Annotated in this window: 20 protein-coding genes and 1 pseudogene; 17 read left to right on the forward strand and 4 right to left on the reverse strand. The window is 71.7% G+C overall.

The features are described from left to right. The 3 genes from AB0C12_RS05630 to AB0C12_RS05640 are packed head-to-tail and all read left to right on the forward strand — an operon-like array spanning position 1 to position 2,898. Positions 1-1,206, forward strand: a complete 1,206-nt coding sequence (locus AB0C12_RS05630) for an ABC transporter substrate-binding protein (protein WP_360544495.1) — start codon at positions 1-3, stop codon at positions 1,204-1,206. A 7-nt stretch (positions 1,207-1,213) separates the two neighbouring features. After that, positions 1,214-2,095 (forward strand): ABC transporter permease, encoded by an 882-nt coding sequence (locus AB0C12_RS05635; RefSeq protein ID WP_360544497.1) that lies wholly within the window; start codon positions 1,214-1,216, stop codon positions 2,093-2,095. Then, the gene (locus AB0C12_RS05640) at positions 2,095-2,898 is read left to right on the forward strand and encodes an ABC transporter permease (RefSeq protein WP_360544499.1); all 804 of its coding nucleotides are present in this window, start codon (positions 2,095-2,097) and stop codon (positions 2,896-2,898) included. Before AB0C12_RS05635 ends, AB0C12_RS05640 begins: the two co-directional genes overlap by 1 nt. Before the next feature lie 24 nt (positions 2,899-2,922). Here AB0C12_RS05640 and AB0C12_RS05645 read toward each other — a convergent pair whose 3' ends face one another. Next, positions 2,923-4,512 carry a hypothetical protein gene (locus AB0C12_RS05645; RefSeq protein WP_360544501.1) on the reverse strand — a complete coding sequence of 530 codons (1,590 nt, stop codon included), beginning with the start codon at positions 4,510-4,512 and terminating at the stop codon, positions 2,923-2,925. A 470-nt stretch (positions 4,513-4,982) separates the two neighbouring features. On the opposite strand from AB0C12_RS05645, the gene AB0C12_RS05650 reads away from it, so the two are divergent. The 7 genes from AB0C12_RS05650 (at position 4,983) to AB0C12_RS05680 (ending at position 10,740) form a co-directional block, all read left to right on the forward strand. After that, on the forward strand, positions 4,983-6,005 hold the full coding sequence (locus AB0C12_RS05650; protein WP_360544503.1) for an SMP-30/gluconolactonase/LRE family protein: 1,023 nt from the start codon (positions 4,983-4,985) through the stop codon (positions 6,003-6,005). A 69-nt stretch (positions 6,006-6,074) separates the two neighbouring features. Next, complete coding sequence (locus AB0C12_RS05655; RefSeq protein ID WP_360544505.1) at positions 6,075-6,407, forward strand: hypothetical protein; 333 nt, start codon at positions 6,075-6,077, stop codon at positions 6,405-6,407. A gap of 69 nt (positions 6,408-6,476) precedes the next feature. Continuing rightward, complete coding sequence (locus AB0C12_RS05660) at positions 6,477-6,728, forward strand: DUF3040 domain-containing protein (protein WP_360544506.1); 252 nt, start codon at positions 6,477-6,479, stop codon at positions 6,726-6,728. A 139-nt stretch (positions 6,729-6,867) separates the two neighbouring features. After that, positions 6,868-7,788, forward strand: coding sequence for a hypothetical protein (locus tag AB0C12_RS05665; RefSeq protein WP_360544508.1), 921 nt, complete (start codon positions 6,868-6,870; stop codon positions 7,786-7,788). Between the two features lies 1 nt (position 7,789). Beyond that, positions 7,790-8,971 (forward strand): serine hydrolase, encoded by a 1,182-nt coding sequence (locus AB0C12_RS05670; RefSeq protein WP_360544510.1) that lies wholly within the window; start codon positions 7,790-7,792, stop codon positions 8,969-8,971. A gap of 88 nt (positions 8,972-9,059) precedes the next feature. Next, on the forward strand, positions 9,060-10,178 hold the full coding sequence (locus AB0C12_RS05675; protein WP_360544513.1) for an alpha/beta fold hydrolase: 1,119 nt from the start codon (positions 9,060-9,062) through the stop codon (positions 10,176-10,178). Positions 10,179-10,272: 94 nt separating this feature from the next. Further along, entirely contained in the window at positions 10,273-10,740 is a 468-nt protein-coding gene (locus tag AB0C12_RS05680) for a hypothetical protein (protein ID WP_360544514.1), read from the forward strand. A gap of 5 nt (positions 10,741-10,745) precedes the next feature. Here the strand turns inward: AB0C12_RS05680 and AB0C12_RS05685 are convergent, their stop codons facing one another. Next, positions 10,746-11,756 (reverse strand): SDR family oxidoreductase, encoded by a 1,011-nt coding sequence (locus AB0C12_RS05685; protein WP_360544516.1) that lies wholly within the window; start codon positions 11,754-11,756, stop codon positions 10,746-10,748. Between the two features lie 148 nt (positions 11,757-11,904). Here AB0C12_RS05685 and AB0C12_RS05690 point away from each other — a divergent pair, with 148 nt between their 5' ends. The 4 genes and pseudogenes from AB0C12_RS05690 (at position 11,905) to AB0C12_RS05705 (ending at position 14,860) form a co-directional block, all read left to right on the forward strand. Continuing rightward, positions 11,905-12,156, forward strand: a complete 252-nt coding sequence (locus AB0C12_RS05690) for a hypothetical protein (protein ID WP_360544518.1) — start codon at positions 11,905-11,907, stop codon at positions 12,154-12,156. 53 nt (positions 12,157-12,209) lie between these two features. Continuing rightward, positions 12,210-13,109 carry an SDR family oxidoreductase gene (locus tag AB0C12_RS05695; RefSeq protein ID WP_360544520.1) on the forward strand — a complete coding sequence of 300 codons (900 nt, stop codon included), beginning with the start codon at positions 12,210-12,212 and terminating at the stop codon, positions 13,107-13,109. A 550-nt stretch (positions 13,110-13,659) separates the two neighbouring features. Then, positions 13,660-14,115, forward strand: a pseudogene (locus tag AB0C12_RS05700) (PP2C family protein-serine/threonine phosphatase); the annotation flags it as partial. Positions 14,116-14,296: 181 nt separating this feature from the next. Then, a complete protein-coding gene (locus AB0C12_RS05705) occupies positions 14,297-14,860 on the forward strand; it encodes a DUF5709 domain-containing protein (protein WP_360544522.1) in 564 nt (187 codons plus the stop codon). Here AB0C12_RS05705 and AB0C12_RS05710 read toward each other — a convergent pair. Beyond that, positions 14,857-15,732: a transglutaminase-like domain-containing protein gene (locus AB0C12_RS05710; protein WP_360544524.1), complete on the reverse strand. Its 876-nt coding sequence runs from the start codon at positions 15,730-15,732 to the stop codon at positions 14,857-14,859. The two genes, AB0C12_RS05705 and AB0C12_RS05710, sit on opposite strands and share 4 nt — an antisense overlap. A 61-nt stretch (positions 15,733-15,793) precedes the next feature. On the opposite strand from AB0C12_RS05710, the gene AB0C12_RS05715 reads away from it, so the two are divergent. Further along, complete coding sequence (locus tag AB0C12_RS05715) at positions 15,794-16,471, forward strand: hypothetical protein (protein WP_360544526.1); 678 nt, start codon at positions 15,794-15,796, stop codon at positions 16,469-16,471. Here the strand turns inward: AB0C12_RS05715 and AB0C12_RS05720 are convergent. Next, on the reverse strand, positions 16,437-16,790 hold the full coding sequence (locus tag AB0C12_RS05720; RefSeq protein ID WP_360544528.1) for a hypothetical protein: 354 nt from the start codon (positions 16,788-16,790) through the stop codon (positions 16,437-16,439). The two genes, AB0C12_RS05715 and AB0C12_RS05720, sit on opposite strands and share 35 nt — an antisense overlap. 801 nt (positions 16,791-17,591) lie before the next feature. On the opposite strand from AB0C12_RS05720, the gene AB0C12_RS05725 reads away from it, so the two are divergent. After that, the gene (locus AB0C12_RS05725; RefSeq protein WP_360544530.1) at positions 17,592-17,909 is read left to right on the forward strand and encodes a chorismate mutase; all 318 of its coding nucleotides are present in this window, start codon (positions 17,592-17,594) and stop codon (positions 17,907-17,909) included. After that, entirely contained in the window at positions 17,906-19,114 is a 1,209-nt protein-coding gene (locus AB0C12_RS05730) for a hypothetical protein (RefSeq protein ID WP_360544532.1), read from the forward strand. Before AB0C12_RS05725 ends, AB0C12_RS05730 begins: the two co-directional genes overlap by 4 nt. Positions 19,115-19,233 lie beyond the last annotated feature (119 nt).

Genomic DNA, 19,233 nt, shown 5'->3' on the forward strand with positions numbered 1-19,233 from the left:
ATGCGCATCACCAGATCACTGCTCAGCGGTACGGCCATCAGCCTCGTCACCCTGCTCGCCGCCTGCGGCACGTCCTCCGGGGACAGCTCCCCGGCGCCCGGCGCGTCCGGTTTCACCCCGCCGAAGATCGACCAGCTGCGGCAGCTCGGCGCCGGCGAGGGCGCCGTCTCCATCCTGGCCTGGCCCGGATACGCCGAGAACGGCGGCAACGACCCGGCGGTGGACTGGGTGACCCCGTTCGAGAAGCAGACCGGCTGCCAGGCCACGGTCAAGACGTTCGGCACCTCCGACGAAGCCGTGACCCTGATGAAGACCGGCGGCTACGACGTCATCTCGGCCTCCGGTGACGCCTCACTGCGGCTGATCGCGGGCGGTGACGTGGCCCCGGTGAACACCGCCCTGATCCCCAACTACGCCGACGTCACCGGCTTCCTCAAGGACAAGGCGTGGAACTCCGTCGGCGGCCAGATGTACGGCGTCCCGCACGGCTGGGGCGCCAACCTGCTGATGTACCGCACGGACAAAGTGGACCCGGCCCCCACCTCCTGGGCCTCGGTGTTCACCGACGCGGGCAAGTACGCCGGCAAGGTCACCGCCTACGACTCCCCGATCTACATCGCCGACGCCGCCCTGTTCCTGATGAACACCAGGCCGGAACTGGGCATCAAGAACCCGTACGCGCTGGACGACAAGCAGCTGGCCGCCGCGGTGGAGCTGCTCAAGGCGCAGAAGGCTCACATCAGCGAGTACTGGTCGGACTACCTGAAGGAGGTGCAGTCCTTCAAGAGCGGCAACTCGGTGATCGGCACCACCTGGCAGGTCATCGTCAACACGGCGGCCGCGGAGAAGGCTCCGGTCAAGGCGGTGCTGCCGGCGGAGGGCTCGACCGGCTGGTCCGACACGTGGATGGTGGCGGCGAAGAGCGCGCATCCGAACTGCGCGTACCAGTGGCTGAACTGGATCGTCGGCCCGACGGCCAACGCCCAGGTCGCCGAGTACTTCGGGGAGGCCCCGGCCAACCAGAAGGCGTGCGCGCTGACCACCGACAAGAACTTCTGCGAGACCTACCACGCCGGTGACGCCGCGTACGCGGAGAAGATCTGGTACTGGAGCACGCCGATCCCGCAGTGCCTGGACGGGCGCACCGACGTCACCTGCACCGACTATGCGGCCTGGACCCGGGCCTGGACCGAGATCAAGGGCTGACCGGCCGGTGACGCTGCTGGACACCCGCCGGCGCCGGCTCTCGGCCCGGCTCACCCGCTCGCCACGCACCCGGCTGACCCTGCTGCTGGGTGCGCCGCTGCTCTGGCTCGGGCTGGCCTACCTGGGGGCGCTGGCGGCGTTGCTGGTCACCGCTCTGTGGTCGACCAACACGTTCACCGGGGCGATCGAGCGGGTGTGGACGCTGGACAACATCCGTACGGTGCTGACCGACTCCGTCTACCGTTCGGTGACGATCCGCACGATCGGGGTGGCGGCCCTGGTCACGGTCATCGATGCCGTGCTGGCCCTGCCGGTGGCGTTCTTCATGGCCAAGGTGGCCCGCCGGCGCTGGCAACCCCTGCTGGTCGCCGGCATCCTGCTCCCGCTGTGGGCGTCGTACCTGGTCAAGGCGTACGCGTGGCGCAGCATGTTCGGCGGGGGCGGGCTGATCGACTGGGCCGGGGCACCGTTCGGGCTCGGCTCGCCCGGGTACGGCCTGACCGCCACCGTGTGCACGCTGGCGTACCTGTGGTTCCCGTACATGGTCCTGCCGATCTTCGCCGGCCTGGAACGCCTGCCGGACTCGCTGCTGGAGGCGTCCGGGGATCTCGGTGCCCCGCCGGGCCGCACGGTCCGCACGGTCGTGCTGCCGCTGGTGTTCCCGGCGGTCGTGGCCGGGTCGATCTTCACCTTCTCGCTGTCGCTGGGCGACTACGTGGCGGTGGAGATCGTCGGCGGCACCAGGCAGTTCCTCGGCAACCTGGTCTACGACAACATCGGCGCGGCCAACAACCAGCCCCTGGCGGCGGCGGTCGGCCTGGTCCCGGTCGTGGTCATGATCGTCTACCTGTTCCTGTCCCGGCGCGCCGGAGCCCTGGAGAACCTCTGATGTACCTGACCCGGGGCATGCGCGTCGCGTTGCGCGTCATCACCGCCGTCGTGCTGGCCGTCGTCTACGTGCCGCTGATCGTCGTGGTGATCAACTCGTTCAACAGTGACCGGGCGTTCGGCTGGCCACCGGCCGGTTTCACCCTGCGATGGTGGTCGCGCGCCGCCCACAACGCCGGGGCCCTGGACGCGCTGCGCACCTCCGTGGTGGTGGGCCTGCTGTCGACCGCGGTGGCGCTGGTGCTCGGCACGCTGGCGGCGATGTCCCTGCAGCGGTACAGGTTCTTCGGCCGGGATGCCGTGTCGCTGCTGGTGATCCTGCCGATCGCACTGCCGGGCATCGTCACCGGCATCGCTTTGAACAACGCCTTCCGCACGGTCCTGGGCGTGCCGCTGTCGCTGCTCACCCTGGTGGTCGCGCACGCGACGTTCTGCGTCGTGGTGGTCTTCAACAACGTCATCGCCCGCCTGCGCCGGCTCGGCGGTGACCTGGAGGAGGCCTCGATGGACCTGGGCGCGGACAGCTTCACCACCTTCTGGCGCGTCACCTTCCCGCTGCTGCGCACGGCGCTGCTGGCGGGTGGGCTGCTGGCGTTCGCGCTCAGCTTCGACGAGATCATCGTGACCCGCTTCACCGCGAGCCAGAGCACGACGACGCTGCCGATCTGGATCCTGGACAACCTGTTCCGGCCGAACCAGGCCCCGGTCGTCAACGTCGTGGCGACGGTCCTGGTGATCGCCTCGGTCATCCCGATCGCGATCGCCCAGCGGCTGTCCGGAGATCCCTCCGGCGGCCGGGTCTGAGCCACCGGAGGGTCGCCGCGCGGGTCAGGCGGTGAACCGGACCCGGCGCCGGCGCACCAGCAGCAGGCCGGCCGCGCCGGCGAGCAGCAGCAGCGCGCCACCCGCGCCGAGCCGGCCCGCGCCGGCCCCGGTCACCGGCAGGCCGCCGCCCTGGCCGCCGCTGAGCCGCACCGCGATCGCCGCCGTGTCGTTGCCGGCGTCGCGGTCGATCGGGTACTCGGTGAAGATCTCCTCGTTGATGCGGACCCGGCCGGCCGCCGCGGACGGGTTCGCCCGCACCTGGAAGGTGAAGTCGAACAGGGTCGACGCCCTGGCCTCGGTCCTGCCCTCCTCGAGCACGCACAGGTATTCCGACGCTCCGGTGAAGTCGGAGCCGAGGTCCTCGGGCTCCTCGCCGTCGGAGAACGTCAGCGGGAAGCAGCGCTCGTCCACGCCGACGGCCTCGAGCCCGGCCGGGACGACGATGTGGGTCGACGGGTCGGTGTTCTCGAAGGTCCAGTGGTAGAGCGTGCCCGGCCCGTTGTTGCGGAAGCCGACGCGGGCCGGCACCTTGTCGCCCGGCTCGCCGGTGACGGTGGCCCCGACGGCGGCCAGGTCCGACCGGCGGCCGCCGACGACGAACTCGCTGACCAGGATGTTGTTCTTCGGGTCGGTGTCGACCTGGCTCGCCGCGGCCCGCGCCGCGCTCCGGGCCGGCACGGCCCGCAACCCGACGGCGGGACCGGTGCCCTTCGGGCCGAGCGTCTCCTCGTCGAGGCCGGGCGCGGTGTCGATCAGTTCCCGGAAGTCGGCCGGGGTGTACCAGCCGCCGAGGGCGCTGGCCCGGGAGCCGGCCGCGGCGTCGGCCGGGATCTTCAGGCGCATCGGCGTGGTCAGCTCGTAGGTCGAGCCGGCGGCCAGCTCGTCGTCGAAGGTGCAGACGGTCAGGATGCCGTACCGGCAGTTGCCGAAGCCGGGCCCCGGCGACAGGCTCGGATCCCAGCCCAGCATGACCAGCACGACGCTCTTGACCGGCGTGGTCCCGACGTTGGACACGCGCAGGCCGGCGTCGACGTTCGCGCCGGCGGCCACGGTGCGCGGGGCGCTGATGACGCCGGCCAGGTCGACGCCCTCGCCGATCGTCACCGTCGACGCGGTGGTGACCTCGGGCCGGTCGTCGAGCCGGGCGCTGAACGCCAGCTTGCCGTGCGCGTCCTGGGCGGCACCGGCCTTGGCGGTGACCTCCAGGGCCATCAGGGCCACCAGGTTGGTACCCGGTTCGAGCTCGAAGTGCCCGGTCAGGGTGCAGCTGATGACCGTGCCGCCGCGGCCGCAGGACTGCTCGTCACTGAGCTGGAAGTCGTCGGCAGCCACCACGGTGGCGATGTCGGCGACGCCGGCGGTGTCCACGCGCACGGTCATCTTCTCGAACGCGGCGGGCGCTGCGTCCGGCACGTCGATCCAGGCGAAGAGCGGGGTCGCCTTGGGCACCGACCCGGCCACCGCGATGTCCGGGAAGTGCAGCCGCACGGCCGGGTCCGCGGCCAGGGCCGGCGTCCCGGGCACGGCCAGGGCCGCGACCGCCGCCAGGGCTGCCGCCGATCCGGTCAGCAGGCGGTGCAGGGCGCGGCGCATGGTGGTGGTTCCTCCCCGTGAACGACAGAGCCGCGTGAGCATAAGCGGGGAAGATCATCTCGCGAGCCCGCCGTTCGGTCAGCCCGGGCTCTCCGGTCGACCGGGTACGGCGGCGGGGCGTGGCGCTGGGTGGTCGCCACGCCCCGCTCTGAGGGGCCGTCCTCCGTGCCGGGCGGCAGCGTCATACCGCGCGGCACCGCAGGGACGGCCAGGTCAGTGATCGACGGCCGTCACTCGTCATTGTTCGGTCCCGTTTCCGGGCCCGTCAACAACTCGTTCCGGAACTTTGCCGCGATGTTTCGACCCGCATCGACCACCCCAGTCCTGGCGAGGACGCCATTTCGTCAGGCCAGGGCCACCTACACGGTTCAGTAGGGCCACGCCGAGCGCGCTCGAACTCCGGAACTTGCGCACATGTTCCGAGACTTCGAGCTCTGGCCGCGCGCCCCCGGGCGGGCCACGATGACCCGATGACGGTTCCCCGCCCGCCCGCACCCTGGCTGCTCCGCCCCGTGAAGCTGCCCGCCACCGTGCCGCCCGAGCTCACCGGCACCTGGGCGCCCACCGACACCCGGCTCGACGACGTCGAAGTGCTGACGGTGCCGACCGGTCACGGCCCCGAGGACGTCGCGGTCGGTGCGGACGGACAGATCTACTCCGGTACGGACGACGGGCACCTCTGGCGCTGGCCCGCGGACGCGCACCCCGGCACCACCCCGGACCTGCTCGCCACCACCGGCGGCCGGCCGCTGGGCATCGAGGTCGATCCTCGCGACGGCAGCCTGATCGTCTGTGACGCGTACCGGGGACTGCTGCGGGTGACCGACGACGGCACGGTCACCGATCTGGCCCACCGGGCCGGCGGCACCCGGATCCTGTTCTGCAACAACGCGGCCGTGGCGCGCGACGGCGTCGTCTACTTCACCGACAGCTCGAACCGCTTCCCGGTCTCGCACTGGCGCCGGGATCTCCTGGAGCACCGGCCCAACGGGCGGCTACTGGCGTTCGATCCGGTGTCCGGCCGCGTCGACGTGGTGGCCGAGGGCTTCCACTTCCCCAACGGCGTGGCCCTCACCCCGCGGGAGGACGCGCTGCTGCTCTGCGAGACCGTCGCGCACCGCCTGGTCCGGGTGTCCTTGCCGGACGGCGCGGTACGGGTGCTCGGCGACCTGCCCGCGTATCCGGACAACATGGCGCCGGTCGGTGACGGCACGTACTGGATCGCCCTGGCCAGCCCCCGGGTCGCGCTCGCGGAGAAGCTCCTGCCGCATCCGCAGCTGCGCCGCATCGCCGGGATCCTGCCGACCCGGTTGCAGCCGCAGCCGGTGCCGTACTCGATGGCGGTCCTGGTCGACGGCGAGGGCACGGTGCGGCGCGTCCTGCACGGTCCGGCGGGCCGGTACGTGATGGTTACCGGCATCCGGCAGCACGGCGACACCCTCTGGTTGGGCAGCCTGACCGAGAAGGCCGTCGCGCGGGTGTCGCTGTCGTAGGGATAAGCACGGTATTCGGCGGTTTTGCCGTTATCCTGAGTTCCCGCGCAGTCGACCCAGGGCGGCGAGATGACGCACGCACAACCGGACATCGTGGTTCCCGAGGAACTGCAATGGGCGCTGGCCGAGGCCGGCAAGGAGGCCGTCGCGGTCGCCCCCGGCTGGTTCCGGGCCTGGCCCACCGGGGACGAGAAGTGGTCCGTGGTCAACATCCGGGGCGCCAGCCAGGTCATCGTCAACCACAGCCGGGAGGACGACCGCCACCCGAACAGCTGGACGGTGCGCGCATTGTTCGGCGACAAAGCGGTGGAGCTTCGCGTCGGGCCGTACGACAACAAGGCGCAGGCGATCTGGGTCGCGCACGCCGTGCTGAGCATCGCCTTCGGCGACTCCCGGCCCTGAGCCGGGCGCCGAGGGCGCTCGACGGGGGTACCGTCGGCTGATCCAGCGCGACCCGGGGAAGGTGGCGACGTGCCCGACAACGACGAGTCCCGCGCCTTCGCCCGCATCGTCTCCCAGTTGCGGAGCGAGGATCCCCGCTTCGCCGCCGGCCCGGCCGATTCCGGCAAGCGCCGCGGTCGCACGCTTCTGCTGATCGGCATCGTCCTGTGCGCCGCCGCCGTCCTGTTGATCGCCTTCGGGGGTCCGAAGGGGGCGGTCATCGCCATCCTGCCGTGGCTGGCCGGCCTGATCGCCGTGATCCGGAGCCGGAGTGGAAAATGAGCAGCTTGTGATTCCGCAGCGTTATCACTCACTTACTCAAAGTCATATTCCGCACATTCTCTGAATTCCCGAGGCCTAGACTCCGAGTACTACGCACGTGCGCACTTGTCTCAGCGCACCCGCGGACAACAATCGACTCATGACGTACGGCAAGAAGGATCTCCCCTTCCCCTATTGTCAGGACTTTTCCGGCATCGTGACGCGAGTCAAAGGTGTCCGGGAGTCGACCCGTGCCGCCCTGGTGAACTCGCCCAAGGTCGCCTCCTACCTCAAGGCGGGGGCCAACCTGGTCGAGAAGAACCTCGGCGCCAAGGACTCGGCGTTGCCGACCGACGATGGTGGCCGGAAGCCGTACTGGTCGGGCCTGCGCTTCCTCACCGAGCGCGCGCTGTCCCGCGAGATGGAGAGTCTCGAGCCGCCGTTCCTGCGCCAGAAGGGTGACGGCCCCTACCGGGCCACCTGGGCCAGCCACGACGACTACCTCAACGACCTGCTGACGTTCCTGTTCCACGCCATGAACTACGACCCGCAGTACGGCGCCGACCTGGAGACCCGCGGCGACTGGCTGATCAGCACCGAGCCGAACTTCGCCAACGCCCTCGACCGGGCGTCCTACCACGAGCTGCTGGCCATCTGCCGGATGCCGCTGTTCCGGCTGCAACTCATCATGGTGGCCACGGCCGACCGCAACGACGGCATCCACGACGCTATCGCCAACCAGTACGCCGGCGCCCTCGGGCCGTGGACCAAGATCTACGAGGCCACCATCGCCGCCCGCGGCTACCAGCTGCGCAAGGGCATCACGATCGACCAGTTCGCCAACATCCTGGCCGCTATCACCGAGGGCTTCGCCGTGCACCACCTCGGCGACCCGCACGCCGGCATCGTCGGCGACGACCACACCCGGGACAACCTGATCGGCATGGCGGTGCTCGCGATCATGAACAGCTACCTCGAGCCCGCGGGTGAGTCGAGCGGCCTCACACTGCGCGAGGAGTTCGAGCGGTACGCACCCGCACCGCGTTCCGCCGAGCACGAATCCGACGACAGCGGGGACTGACATGACCAGCACCGTCGAGCCGAGCATCGTGCGAGCCGCGCACGAACCGTCGTGGTGGGACCGGCAGGGCGACCTGATCATGCGCCGGCCGTTCAACGAGTGGACGTTCACCCACATGAACTGGCTCATGCCGACCGAGTACGTGCCGCGCGGCGGCCCGCACCGGCCGCTGCCGCTGAGCCCGTGCCCGCTCGACCTGACCTACCGCTTCGACGACCGCGACCACACCCTGACCGAGCTGCACCGCCGCACGTACACCACGGCGTTCGTCGTGCTGCACCGCGGCGAGATCGTGCACGAGACGTACCCGGGCGCCTTCGCCGGTCCCCGCAGCCGGATGCAGCTGTTCTCCATCTCCAAGTCGGTGACCTCGATGCTGATCGGCATCGCGCTGGCCGACGGGGCCATCGGCAGCGTCAAGGACCGGATCACCGACTACCGGCCCGACTTCCGCGGCACCGCCTACGAGGAGTCCACCCTGGCCGACCTGCTCGACATGACCAGCGGCGTCGGCGACGCCGAGGTGTGGGACGTGCCGGACAGCGGCATCAAACGCTTCGAGCAGGCCGTCATGGGCGGCGGCGACGTCGCCGAGGTCATCCGGGCCGCACCGCGCCGGACCGCCCCGGGCGAGACGTTCAACTACTCCACTTTCGACGCGCAGATCCTGGGCTGGGTGCTGGAGGCCGCCACCGGCCGCAGCCTGGCCGCCTACGCATCCGAGCGGCTGTGGACCCACCTCGGCGCCGACCGCGACGCCTACTACTGGCTCACCCGGGCCCGCCCCCGCACCGCCATCGGCGGCGGCTCGTTCAACGCCACCGCCCGTGACGTCGCCCGGCTCGGGCTGCTCATGGCCAACGACGGCGTCGTGGCCGGCCGGCAGGTCGTCCCCCGCGACTGGGTGCGCCGCAGCCGCGGCAGCGATCTGCCCCAGCTGGCGGTGGGCGCGCTCGGCCCGAGCGGCTACGACCACTACGGGTACGCCAACCAGTGGTGGACGCTGGGCGAGAGCTCCTTCAACGCCTTCACCGGCCTGGGCGTGCACGGCCAGTACCTGTTCGTCGACCCCACCGCCGACGTCGTGATCGTCAAGTGCAGCGCCTGGCCCACCCAGGACGACGAACGCCGCGACCGCGAGACCATCACCGCTCTGCGCCGGGTGGCTGACCACTTCGCCTGACCCGTTTCTCCGCTCCTTTCCACCAATTCCGCAATACGGTCCGGGCCCCCGCATGCCCGGATTCACCGTCCTCGAAAGGGATCCGTAGATGAACTCTGCCCGTTTCCATGCCTGGGTCGCCGCTTTTCAGGTGGCACTGCTGAGCACCGCCATCCTGTTCTTCGCGGGCTCACCGGCCAAGGCAGCAGTGGCGCCCGGCACGGTCCTGCTCAACGTCTCCGCGACCCTGCCGGCCGAGCTCTCCGGACTGGCGACCGCAAGACGCATCGCGTACGTCTCCACGTCCGTCACCGGGAGCACGATCACCGCCACCGGGCTGATCATCACTCCGAAGACCAACAAGAAGAACAAGACGGTGGTGTGGGGACACGGCACCACCGGGCTGGCCGACAAATGCGCACCCTCGGGCAGTCAGGCGGTCTTCTGGCCCGAGGCCCGGGCAGCGATCGCCGCATTGCTGACCAAGGGCTGGACCGTGGCCGCCCCCGACTATCCGGGACTGGGCACACCCTCGGCCCACCAGTACCTCATCGGCCTGAGCGAGGCCCGCTCCATGATCGACAGCGTCAAGGCCGCCCGGAACCTGGACAACAAGCTGACCACGGCGTACGCGGTCGACGGGCACTCCCAGGGCGGCCAGGGCGCGCTCTTCGCCGGCCAGCTCGCCCCGAGCTACGACGGTCCCCTGGTCCTCAAGGGCGTGGCCGCCATCGCCCCGGTCTCCAACGCCGACATCTTCGCCCCGCTGGTCCCCGGCACACCCGGCCAGGGCTACCTGGTCATGGCCCTGTACGGCCTCAGCGCGGTGGACCCCTCCTTCAACCCGAACTCGGTGCTCGCCCCGCCGGCCCAGCAGCGCGCGAGCGTCCTGCAGACCGACTGCCTCTACCCGATCCTGGACGCCTACGACGAGCTGACGCCGGAGCAGCTGCTGACCGGCGGCACCCTGCCCGACCCGGTGCTCGCCAAGCTCTCCTCCTACGTCAACCCGGCGCAGTCGGCCCCCACCGCACCGGTGCTGCTCGTGCAGGGCACCGACGACGAGGCGGTCCCCTACTTCCTCACCGCCGACGTGCTGGTCGAGCAGCTCCGCGCGTACCACACGGCGACCGTGGACTTCGTCCCCGTCAGCGGCGCCAACCATGACGGCGCGGTCTTCGCGACGACCGGCCAGGTCGCCGACTGGATCGCGACGAAGCTCGCCTGAGCACGGCGAGCCGGTAAGAGGTGACGGCGTCCCACGCGCCCGCCCCCCGCGTGGGGTGCCGTCACTCCATCCCCGACACAGTGAGGCACGGTCCATGAACTACTCCGTCAGGCCGCCGGCCCGGTCGTTCGCGACCCGCGCCGGCGCGCTCAAGATGCGTCGCTACCTGCACGGCCGGGCGCTGAGCAGCCCACCGGCCTCGCCGCGCGCCGCGGAACTGTGGGTGCACGGCATGTCCGTGACCCAGCTCAAGGCTCTGGCCTGGGGCTGCACCCCGTACCGGGCCCGGGCGGTCTTCGAGCTGGCGTTGCGCGCCCGCAGCGAGGACGCCGCCGTGACCGCGCTCGGTGAGCTGAGCCGGCTGCCCCCGTTGCAGGAGAGCCGGCTGTTCCACCTGGTGACGCTCTCCTGGGCGGCCATCACGGCGCTGCTCGCCGCCGAGACGGCACGGTCGCGGCGGATCGCCTACGCCCGTTTCGCCGACCTCGACCCGGGCGACCAGCAGGCCCTGCTGCTCTACCTGAACGCACCGACGATCGAGGAGGCGCATCCGAGGTTATGACCACGTCAGGCCGGCGCACCGTCCCGCCCCGGGGAACGGTGCAGCAGGCGCACCAGGGCCGTCGCGAGATCACCGGGCCGCGGGCGCCGGCCGAGCAGCCGGGTGAACGGGCTGCGCCGCAACACGACTCCCGGGTGGCTGCCGTGCACCTGCCCCGGACCGTCGATCGCGGCGTCGAGGTTGTCCACGCCGTTGTCCGGGCGGTCGGTGCGCTGCGACGAGACCCCGAAACGGCGGATCGACAGAATCGCATCGGTCAGCGCGGGCGACAGCCGCTGGCCCAGCATCAGCGCGGCCGCGGCGCCCCCGACCGGGATCTCGCGCCGGGGATGGGCCGCGGCGTAGACGATCGTGTCGGCCACGACCTCGGGCGCGTACACCGGCGGTGGCGGCTTGACCATGACGCCCAGCTTGCTGCGGGCGTGCTCGAAGAACGGCGTGTCGACCGACGCCGGCAGGACCGTGGTCACCGTGATCGGCTCGCCGTCCTGAGCCAGCTCCGAGCGCAGGCAGTCGTAGAGCGCGCGCAGGGCGAACTTGCTGGCCGCGTACGGGGCCTGCAGCGGCACGGCCCGCACGCCCTCGGCCGACGAGACGCCGATGATCGTGCCGCCGCCCGCGCGCCGCAACGCCGGCAGCGCGGCGTGCACCCCGTGCACGTGACCCAGGAAGTTGACCCGCAGCACCCGGTCGAACTCGGCGTCGGTGATGTCCTCGACCCGGCCCCACACCCCCACCGCGGCCACGTTGACCCAGGTGTCGATCCGGCCGTACTGCTGCTCGGCGACCCCGGCCAGCGAGCGGACCGCCGCCGGATCCGCGATGTCGGTCGGGACAGCGACGGCCCTGCCGCCCGCCTGCCGGATCTCTCCGACCACAGTGTCCAGGGCCTGCGCGCCGCGGGCGGCGCAGACGACCGTGGCGCCGCGGGCCGCGAAGGCCAGCGCGCCGGCGCGGCCGATGCCGCTGGACGCGCCGACGATCACGACGACCTGCTCGGACAGGGGCTTCGACATCGTGCTACCTCCCGGACGGTGATCCCTGCGACCTACCCGGTGTGGGCCCCGCTACGCCCGACGGGCTGTGTCGGCTCTCACCGCCGTGCGGGGATTGGCCGGCGCCGGGGCACAGTTGAACCACAGGTTGTGAAGGGAGGTGAAGGAGATGCAGGAGTCCGCTGACGACGTCACGCGCGCCGAAGCGCTGTTCGCCTCGGATCTGCAGGCAGCGGACGTCAAGGACACCGCGACCGTCGACCGGACGGTCACGGATCTGCTGCGGCAGGACGGGCCGCGCGGTTGTTCGGCCCGGATGGCGTACGAGTTCGGCGAGCACCCCGACCTGGCGGCCGAGCGGATGCGCTGGGCGCGCCGGGTGGTCCGGCAGTCGGTCGGCAGTTCCGGGACCCGCGCATAGTCGCTGAATCCGGGGGAAACCGCGGTCATCCGCTTCGTCGAAAGGATGACACCGTGCCCGAGGACCAGTACGGCCGGCAGGACCCGCAGCAGCAGTTCAAGGGTCCCGAGCAGCAGGACAGCGAGCAGATCCCGCACCCCGGCGTCACCCGGCAGATGGACGACGAGCCCGATCACGGCGAGGACAGCTACCGGGGCAGCGGACGGCTCACCGGCAAGCGCGCGATCATCACCGGGGGCGACTCCGGGATCGGGCGCGCGGTCGCCATCGCGTTCGCTCGCGAAGGCGCCGACGTGCTCATCGCGTACCTGCCGGACGAGGAGGAGGACGCCCGCCGGACCGCCCAGCTCGTCGAGAAGGCGGGCCGCAAGGCGGTCACCGTGGCGGGCGACATCCGCGACGAGCAGCACTGCACCGCGCTCGTCGAGCAGGCGGTCGGTGAGCTCGGCGGGCTGGACATCCTGGTCAACAACGCGGCGTACCAGATGGCCCAGCCCGGCGGGATCACCGACATCACCACGGAGCAGTTCGACCGGGTGATGAAGACCAACCTGTACGCGATGTTCTGGCTGAGCAAGGCGGCCGTCCCGCACCTGCGGCCGGGCTCCACGATCATCAACACCGCGTCGATCCAGGCGTACCAGTCCTCCCCCGAGCTGCTGGACTACGCCACCACCAAGGCCGGGATCGTGGCGTTCACCCGGGCGCTCGCCGAGGGCCTGGCCGAGCAGGGCATCCGGGTCAACGCCGTGGCGCCGGGGCCGATCTGGACCCCGCTGATCCCGGCGACCATGCCGGCCGAGAAGGTCGAGTCGTTCGGCCAGGACACCCCGCTGGGCCGGGCCGGGCAGCCGGCCGAGCTGGCCCCGGCGTACGTGTTCTTCGCCTCGCAGGAGTCCAGCTACATCACCGGTGAGGTGCTGGCGGTGACCGGCGGTAAGCCACTGAACTGAGTCGCGCGGGCCCATCACGCCCGCCCGCAGGACCTGCCGGAAATGGCCATGCGCGTCGCGCCACAGGTCGGCGCGACCGCGGTGGTGATCTACGTCGTCGATCACCAGCAGCGCGAGCTGCGGGCGTTCATGAGATCGGTCCCCTGCCCCGCCGGCGATGACGGAACGGGGCTGTCGGTGCCGATCCTCGACGGGGTCGAGCGCCTCGGCGTGCTCGAGGTCACCGCCGACACGCCGCTGGACGACCGGGCGATCGACGACTGCATGACCCTGGCCTCGCTGCTCGCCGAGCTGCTGATCACCCGCGCCCAGTACAGCGACGAGATCGAGAAGCTACGCCCTCGTAAGCCGATGCAGCCGGCCGCGGAACCGGTGCGCGGCCAGCTGCCGCCGCTGTCGTTCTCCACCGGGCACGTGATGATCAGCGGGATGCTGGAACCCTGCTACGACGTCGGCGGGGATGTCTTCGACTACGCGGTCAACGGCGACACCGCACCTGGCGCTCTTCGACGCCACCGGGCACGGCTCGGCCGGCGGGATGCGGTCGGTGATGCCGGCGTCGCCGGCCCTGGCGGCGTACCGCAATGCCCGTCGCCTGGATCTCGACCTGATCGCCACGTACCACCACATCGACGCCGCGATCCGCGACCACGACCGGTCCGGCCTGATCACCGCCGCGCTCGCGGAGCTGGACCAGCGCACCGGCCGGCTGCGGACGATCTCCGCGGGTCACCCGAGCGGGCTGGTGCTGCGCCGCGGCCGGGTGGTCAAGGTGCTGCCCACCCCCACCGCCCTGCCGGTCGTCCTCGGTGATCAACGGCCGCCGCTGGTCGCCGAGGAACAGCTGGTCCCGGGCGACCTGGTGCTGCTGCACACCGACGGCATCACCGAGGCGCGCTCCCCCGCCGGCGAGGAGTTCGGCCTCGACCGGCTGGTGAGCTTCGCCTGCCGGGCCGCCGCCGAGGAGGTGCCGCTGCCGGAGACCACCCGCCGGCTGGTCCACGCCATCCTCGACCACCAGCACGGTCACCTCCAGGACGACGCCACCATCCTGATCGCGCAGTGGCTGAACCCGGCGCCACCGCACGCCGACGCCGAGCCGGTCATGGCACCGGCCCGCGCGCCGCTCGGCCCCCGGCCTCCTGACCCGGATGCATGGCCGGCCGCCGAACGGGTACGCACCTCGCATGCGAGACAACGACTACCCCACCCCGGTGTCCGACCCCGAGGCCGAGGGCCTGCCCGGCACCGCGGACGACGACTCGACCGCCTACGACGACGTCGAGACCGGCCGGGGGGCCGACGGCCCGGACCCGGCGGCGCTGCCCGCCGACCACCCGATGGCGGTCGACCGGTACGGCACCACCGCGGAGGAACAGCGCGCCGGTGAGTCGCTGGACGACCGTCTCGCCCAGGAGCAGCCGGACCTCCAGCCGGAGGAGCCGCTGGAGTCCCCCGGCCCGCTGGCCGACGAGGCGATCGACGAGCAGGGCGCGGCCCAGGCGCGGCTGGACGCCGACGTGTACGGCCAAAGCCCGACCTCCGACCCGACTTCTCCCGTCTCGCTGTACGACCACGGTCAGCTCGACGGCACCTCGCCGGAGCCGGTGGGCCGGCTGGTGGAGCCGGACGAGGGCTACGGCTACGACGCCGAGCCGGACAACGTGGCGTACGACGCGGGTGCGGCCGGCGGCGGGGCCAGCGCCGAGGAGCTGGCCGTGCACGAGACCGAGGCGCCCGGCTACCGCTAGACCAGGGCCTCCTTGCGTCCGTGCTGGACGTTGAACACCTCGGCCGGCACCCGCAACCGGTCATCGGCCAGCAGCCGCCGGACCTCCGCCATGGACGGCCCGGCGGTCGCAGCGGCCAGCTCGTCGAACAGCGCCACGTCGACCGTGTCCTCAGGCTCCGGCATCGCGCCCCACAGGTCCCACGGCAGCAACTCCACGTTGTCCAGAGCGGCGGCGTCCCGCATCAGGTTGGCCGCGATCCACCAGGCCCCGGCCTCGTTGATCGCGGTCAGCCCGAACCGGTCCGGATCGGCCTGACCGGCCCGGGTCCGCGTCCAGGCCGCCCCGGCGATCACGAACTGGTCCCGCGGCACATCGGTCAGGTCGAAGCCCAGCCCGAGGTGCTCACGTTGCAACTCGTCGATCTGCGCGTCGAGCAGCTTCCACCGGCCGCCGTCGAGATACTCGGCCACCCAGTGGTCCTCGAACCAGCCGGGCTTGAAATAGGCCCCGAAGCCGCACCGCGCCCGGGCCGGCACCCCCCGCGCCCGGAACAGGGCGACAGCCATGACCGAGAACCCCCGGCAGTTGGTGGCGATCCGCTGCTCCGGCGCGCGCGGCACGTCCAGCGGCCGATCGTCACGCGCGCTGACGGCGTCGAGGACCTGCTCGACCCGTCGCAGGTTGACCCGGTCACGGTCCGGCTCGGCCAGCGTCACGCCGTACGCGTCGGCCCAGAACTCATGGATCAGCAGGCCCTGCACGACCCGGGCGATCCCGGCCGCGTCGGCCGGAAGCCCGTCGAGCAGGCCCGCATACTTGCCGGCAGCCGTCATGACGCCCGGCTCCACCCATTCGGTGACCATCACCGTCTCCTCCCGTGTTGCGATCACCCCACCGAACCGTCCGCCCCTGGGGCCGGGTCAAGCATTCTTGTCGTACCACCGTGGTCGGATGTCCCTCGTGCGCTACCGACGACACGACACCGAGTTCCGGCTCCTCGACGTCCCCGACGAGCTGCTGCCGGCCGTGCGAAAGGCCGGCTTCACCGCGGCTGACGGTCACTGGAGCCGGAGTTTCCCCTTTGCGGTGGCCCACCTGGACGAGGCCTGGGTGAACTTCCAGCGGCTGATCGAGCCGGCTCTGCGCCAGATCGCCGGGTCGGAGCCGGTGCCGTGGCGGGAGGCCCTCGACGAGGTCTGCCGGCGGCTCGGCGGAGCGGGGGTGGACTGGTGGCTGACCGGGAGCGCGGCCCTGGCCGTCCGCGGCCTGCCGATCTCGCCGGTCGACCTCGACCTGGTCGTGGCCGACGCGGACGCCCGGCGGGTCGGTGACCTGCTGCTGGACGGGCTGATCGAGCCGGTCGCCCGGGTCGACTGGTTCTGCCGGTGGTTCGGACGGGCGATGCTCGGAGCGCGGGTGGAGTGGGTCGGCGGGGTCGGGCCGGGCGCCGACCAGCCGGAGATCACCGACTTCGGGCCGGTGGCGGCCGGGCGGCTGGAGGTCGTGCGGTGGGAAGGGTACGAGATCCGGGTGCCGCCGCTGGCGCTGCAGCGCGCGGTCAGTGCCCGGCGAGGGCTGGTGGAGCGCGTGCGCCTCATCGACAGACAACCGCGAACGACACCACCGTGACGAACGCCGTGGACATCGACACGAAGACGGCCACGCAGGCCCGAACGGCACCTTCAAGGCGGGAGCGGCCCTGCCAGGTCTCGGCCAGACACTGCTCGGCGATGACGCAGGCCACCCAGAGCAGCGTCAAGAGGGGGAAGAGGAGGTCCCAGACGGGGCTCGGGTAGGCGCTGGCGTTGCCGTTACCGCCGTAGTTGGGGCAGTCCTGCTGCGTGCTGACCGGGTCGAGGTAGAGGAGGAGCGCGGCCAGGAGCAGGCCGCCGACGACGCAGGCCCACAGGCCGGCCAGCGGCTTCGATCGAGCCTGGTCGTGATCCATCCGCGGCATGGTACGAACGGCCCGCCAGCGACCTCAGGCCGCGCCGCTCCGGGCGGCCCTGCCCGTCCCGGGCTCTGCCGATCCCCGACCCTGCCTGCCTCGCGGCCCTCTCCCCTCGCGGCCCTCTCCCCTCGCGGCCCTCTCCCCTCGCGGCCCTCTCCCCTCGCGGCCCTCTCCCCTCGCGGTCGTTTCCACCTCGCGGCGCTTTCCACCTGACGGCCGTTTACACCTCGCGGCCCTTCCACCGCGCGGCCCCTTCCACCGCGCGGCCCCTTCCACCTCGCGGCCCTTCGACCTCGCCGCCCTTCCACCTCGCGGCCCTTCCACCTCGCGGCCCTTCCACCTCGCGGCCCTTCCACCTCGCCGCCCTCGACCCTTGCGGCCGTTTCCACCTGGCGGCGCTTTCCACCTCACGGCCGTTTCCACCTCGCGGCCCTGCCGCCCCTTGGCCTGTATGGCTATCGGGCCTGCTCGCCCTCGGCCCTGCCTACCCGGGGCATTGCCCACCCAGCGGCTCCGCCCATCCCAGAGCACTGCCGACCCTGCGGCCCGGCCTATCCGGTGCGCTGCCGACCCCGCGGCACCGCCGGCCCCGCGGCCCTGGTCACCCGCGGCTCTGCCCACCCCTCAGCCTTGCCACCCCTCAGCCCTGCCATCCCTCACCTCTGCCGGCCCTCAGCTGTGCCACCCGTCAGCCCTGCCGACCCTCGGCCTTGCCACACCGCAAACCCTGCCGACCCCGCGGCCCCGCCCCACCCCGGTGCCCCCTGTCGGGTCCGTGGTCGTGGGAGGATGTCCGACATGGTCGATGCGACGTCACTGGACGAGATCAGGGCGGCGATCGACGCCGTGGACGCCGACCTGGTGCGGCTGCTCGCCCGACGCGAGGGTCTCGTGCGGCAGGCCGCCCCCCTCAAGCGGGATACGCGCGCCGTGCAGGCACCCGGGCGTGTCGAGCAGGTTGTCGACCTGGCCCGGGCGCGGGCCACCGCCGCCGGGGCCGATCCGGACGTCGTCGAGCGGATCTACCGGGCGATGATCCAGGCCTTCATCGACATGGAGCTCACCGAGCACCACCGGGTCACGGCCCGCTCGTCGGACAAGGGAGTGAACCAATGACGAAGCCCGTGGAGTCTTTCAGTGCGCGCGAGCGGTGGGTGCTGCTGGTCGCGAGCGCGTGGCTGGTCAGCGGGTTGCAGCTCGACGCGTACGCGCATGCGACCACGCCCGAGCTGGAGACGTTCTGGACGCCGTGGCACGGGGTTCTCTACTCCGGCATCGCCGTTTCCGGGTTGACGTTGGTGTGGCTCATGCGGCCCCGGCTGCCGGTGATCCCGACGTACAGCACGGTCCTGGCCCTGCCCAACGCCCTGCGGATCCCGATCGCCGGCATGGCGTTGCTGCTGGTCGGCGGCGGGGTCGACACGCTGTGGCACAACGTCTTCGGCATCGAGCAGGGCCTGGAGATCTTCGTCAGCCCGAGCCATGAGTTGATCATCCTGGGCATGGCCCTGGTCGCCGCCGGCCCGGCCCTGATGCTGGCCGGCCAGCCGGGCCGCGGCCTGTCGGTGGCGGACGGCACCCTGGCCACCATGTCGGCGCTGCTGTCGGTGCTGCCGCTGCACATCTACTCGCTGCACGCGTCCGCGCTGGGCACCATGTACTACGGCGAGCCCGGCGACGGCACGGTCCGGATCTTCTCGTTCGACGCGCAGGTGATGCACGGGTACCTGTTCAGCACGGTGCTGCTGTTCCTGCCGATCCTGATCATGGGCCGGCGCTGGCGGCTGCCGATCGGCGTGCCGACCGTGCTGGTGGCGGTGCCGGCGGTACTGATGCACCTGATGTTCTCGTCCGACGCGGGCTGGTGGCTGGCCCTGACGGTCGCCGGCGCCGCGGCCGGGGCCGAGCTGGTGCTGCGGCTGGCCGGGCGGGTGGTGCGGTGGTCGGCGGACGCCCGCTGGTTCGCGGCCGGCGTGGTGGCGCCGCTGATCGTGTGGGGCACGGTGCTGGTCGTGGCGGCTCAGACGGTCGGGGTCGGGTGGAATGTGCACATGGTCAGTGGGCTGCTGACGCTCGTCGCGATCACCGGCGGGCTGACCGCGCTGATCGCCCGCCGGGTGCAGCCGGCTCCCGCGCGGGCCGGATACGTGACCGGCTCGCCGGCCCAAGCATCAGCCGAGTCACCCGCCGCAGCGTCGGCTGAATCGCCCGCCGACGCCGGCATCCCGACGGCCGCCGGGAAAGCCGCAGGCGCACAAACCACTGCGACAGCCGGCGCCCCGGCCGACGACGAGTCCAGGACCGGTGTGCCGGCGTCGTGAGGCTCGTGCGCTCCTTCGGTTTCCTGCTTCTGGTTTCGAGCGGACTTCTGCTGACCACAGCGTCACCGGCCGCGGCTCACGCCGGAGGGCTGACCGCCACCGACGCCCGCAGCCGGGTC

The sequence above is a fragment of the Actinoplanes sp. NPDC048967 genome (genome assembly GCF_040649415.1).
Lineage (GTDB): Bacteria > Actinomycetota > Actinomycetes > Mycobacteriales > Micromonosporaceae > Actinoplanes.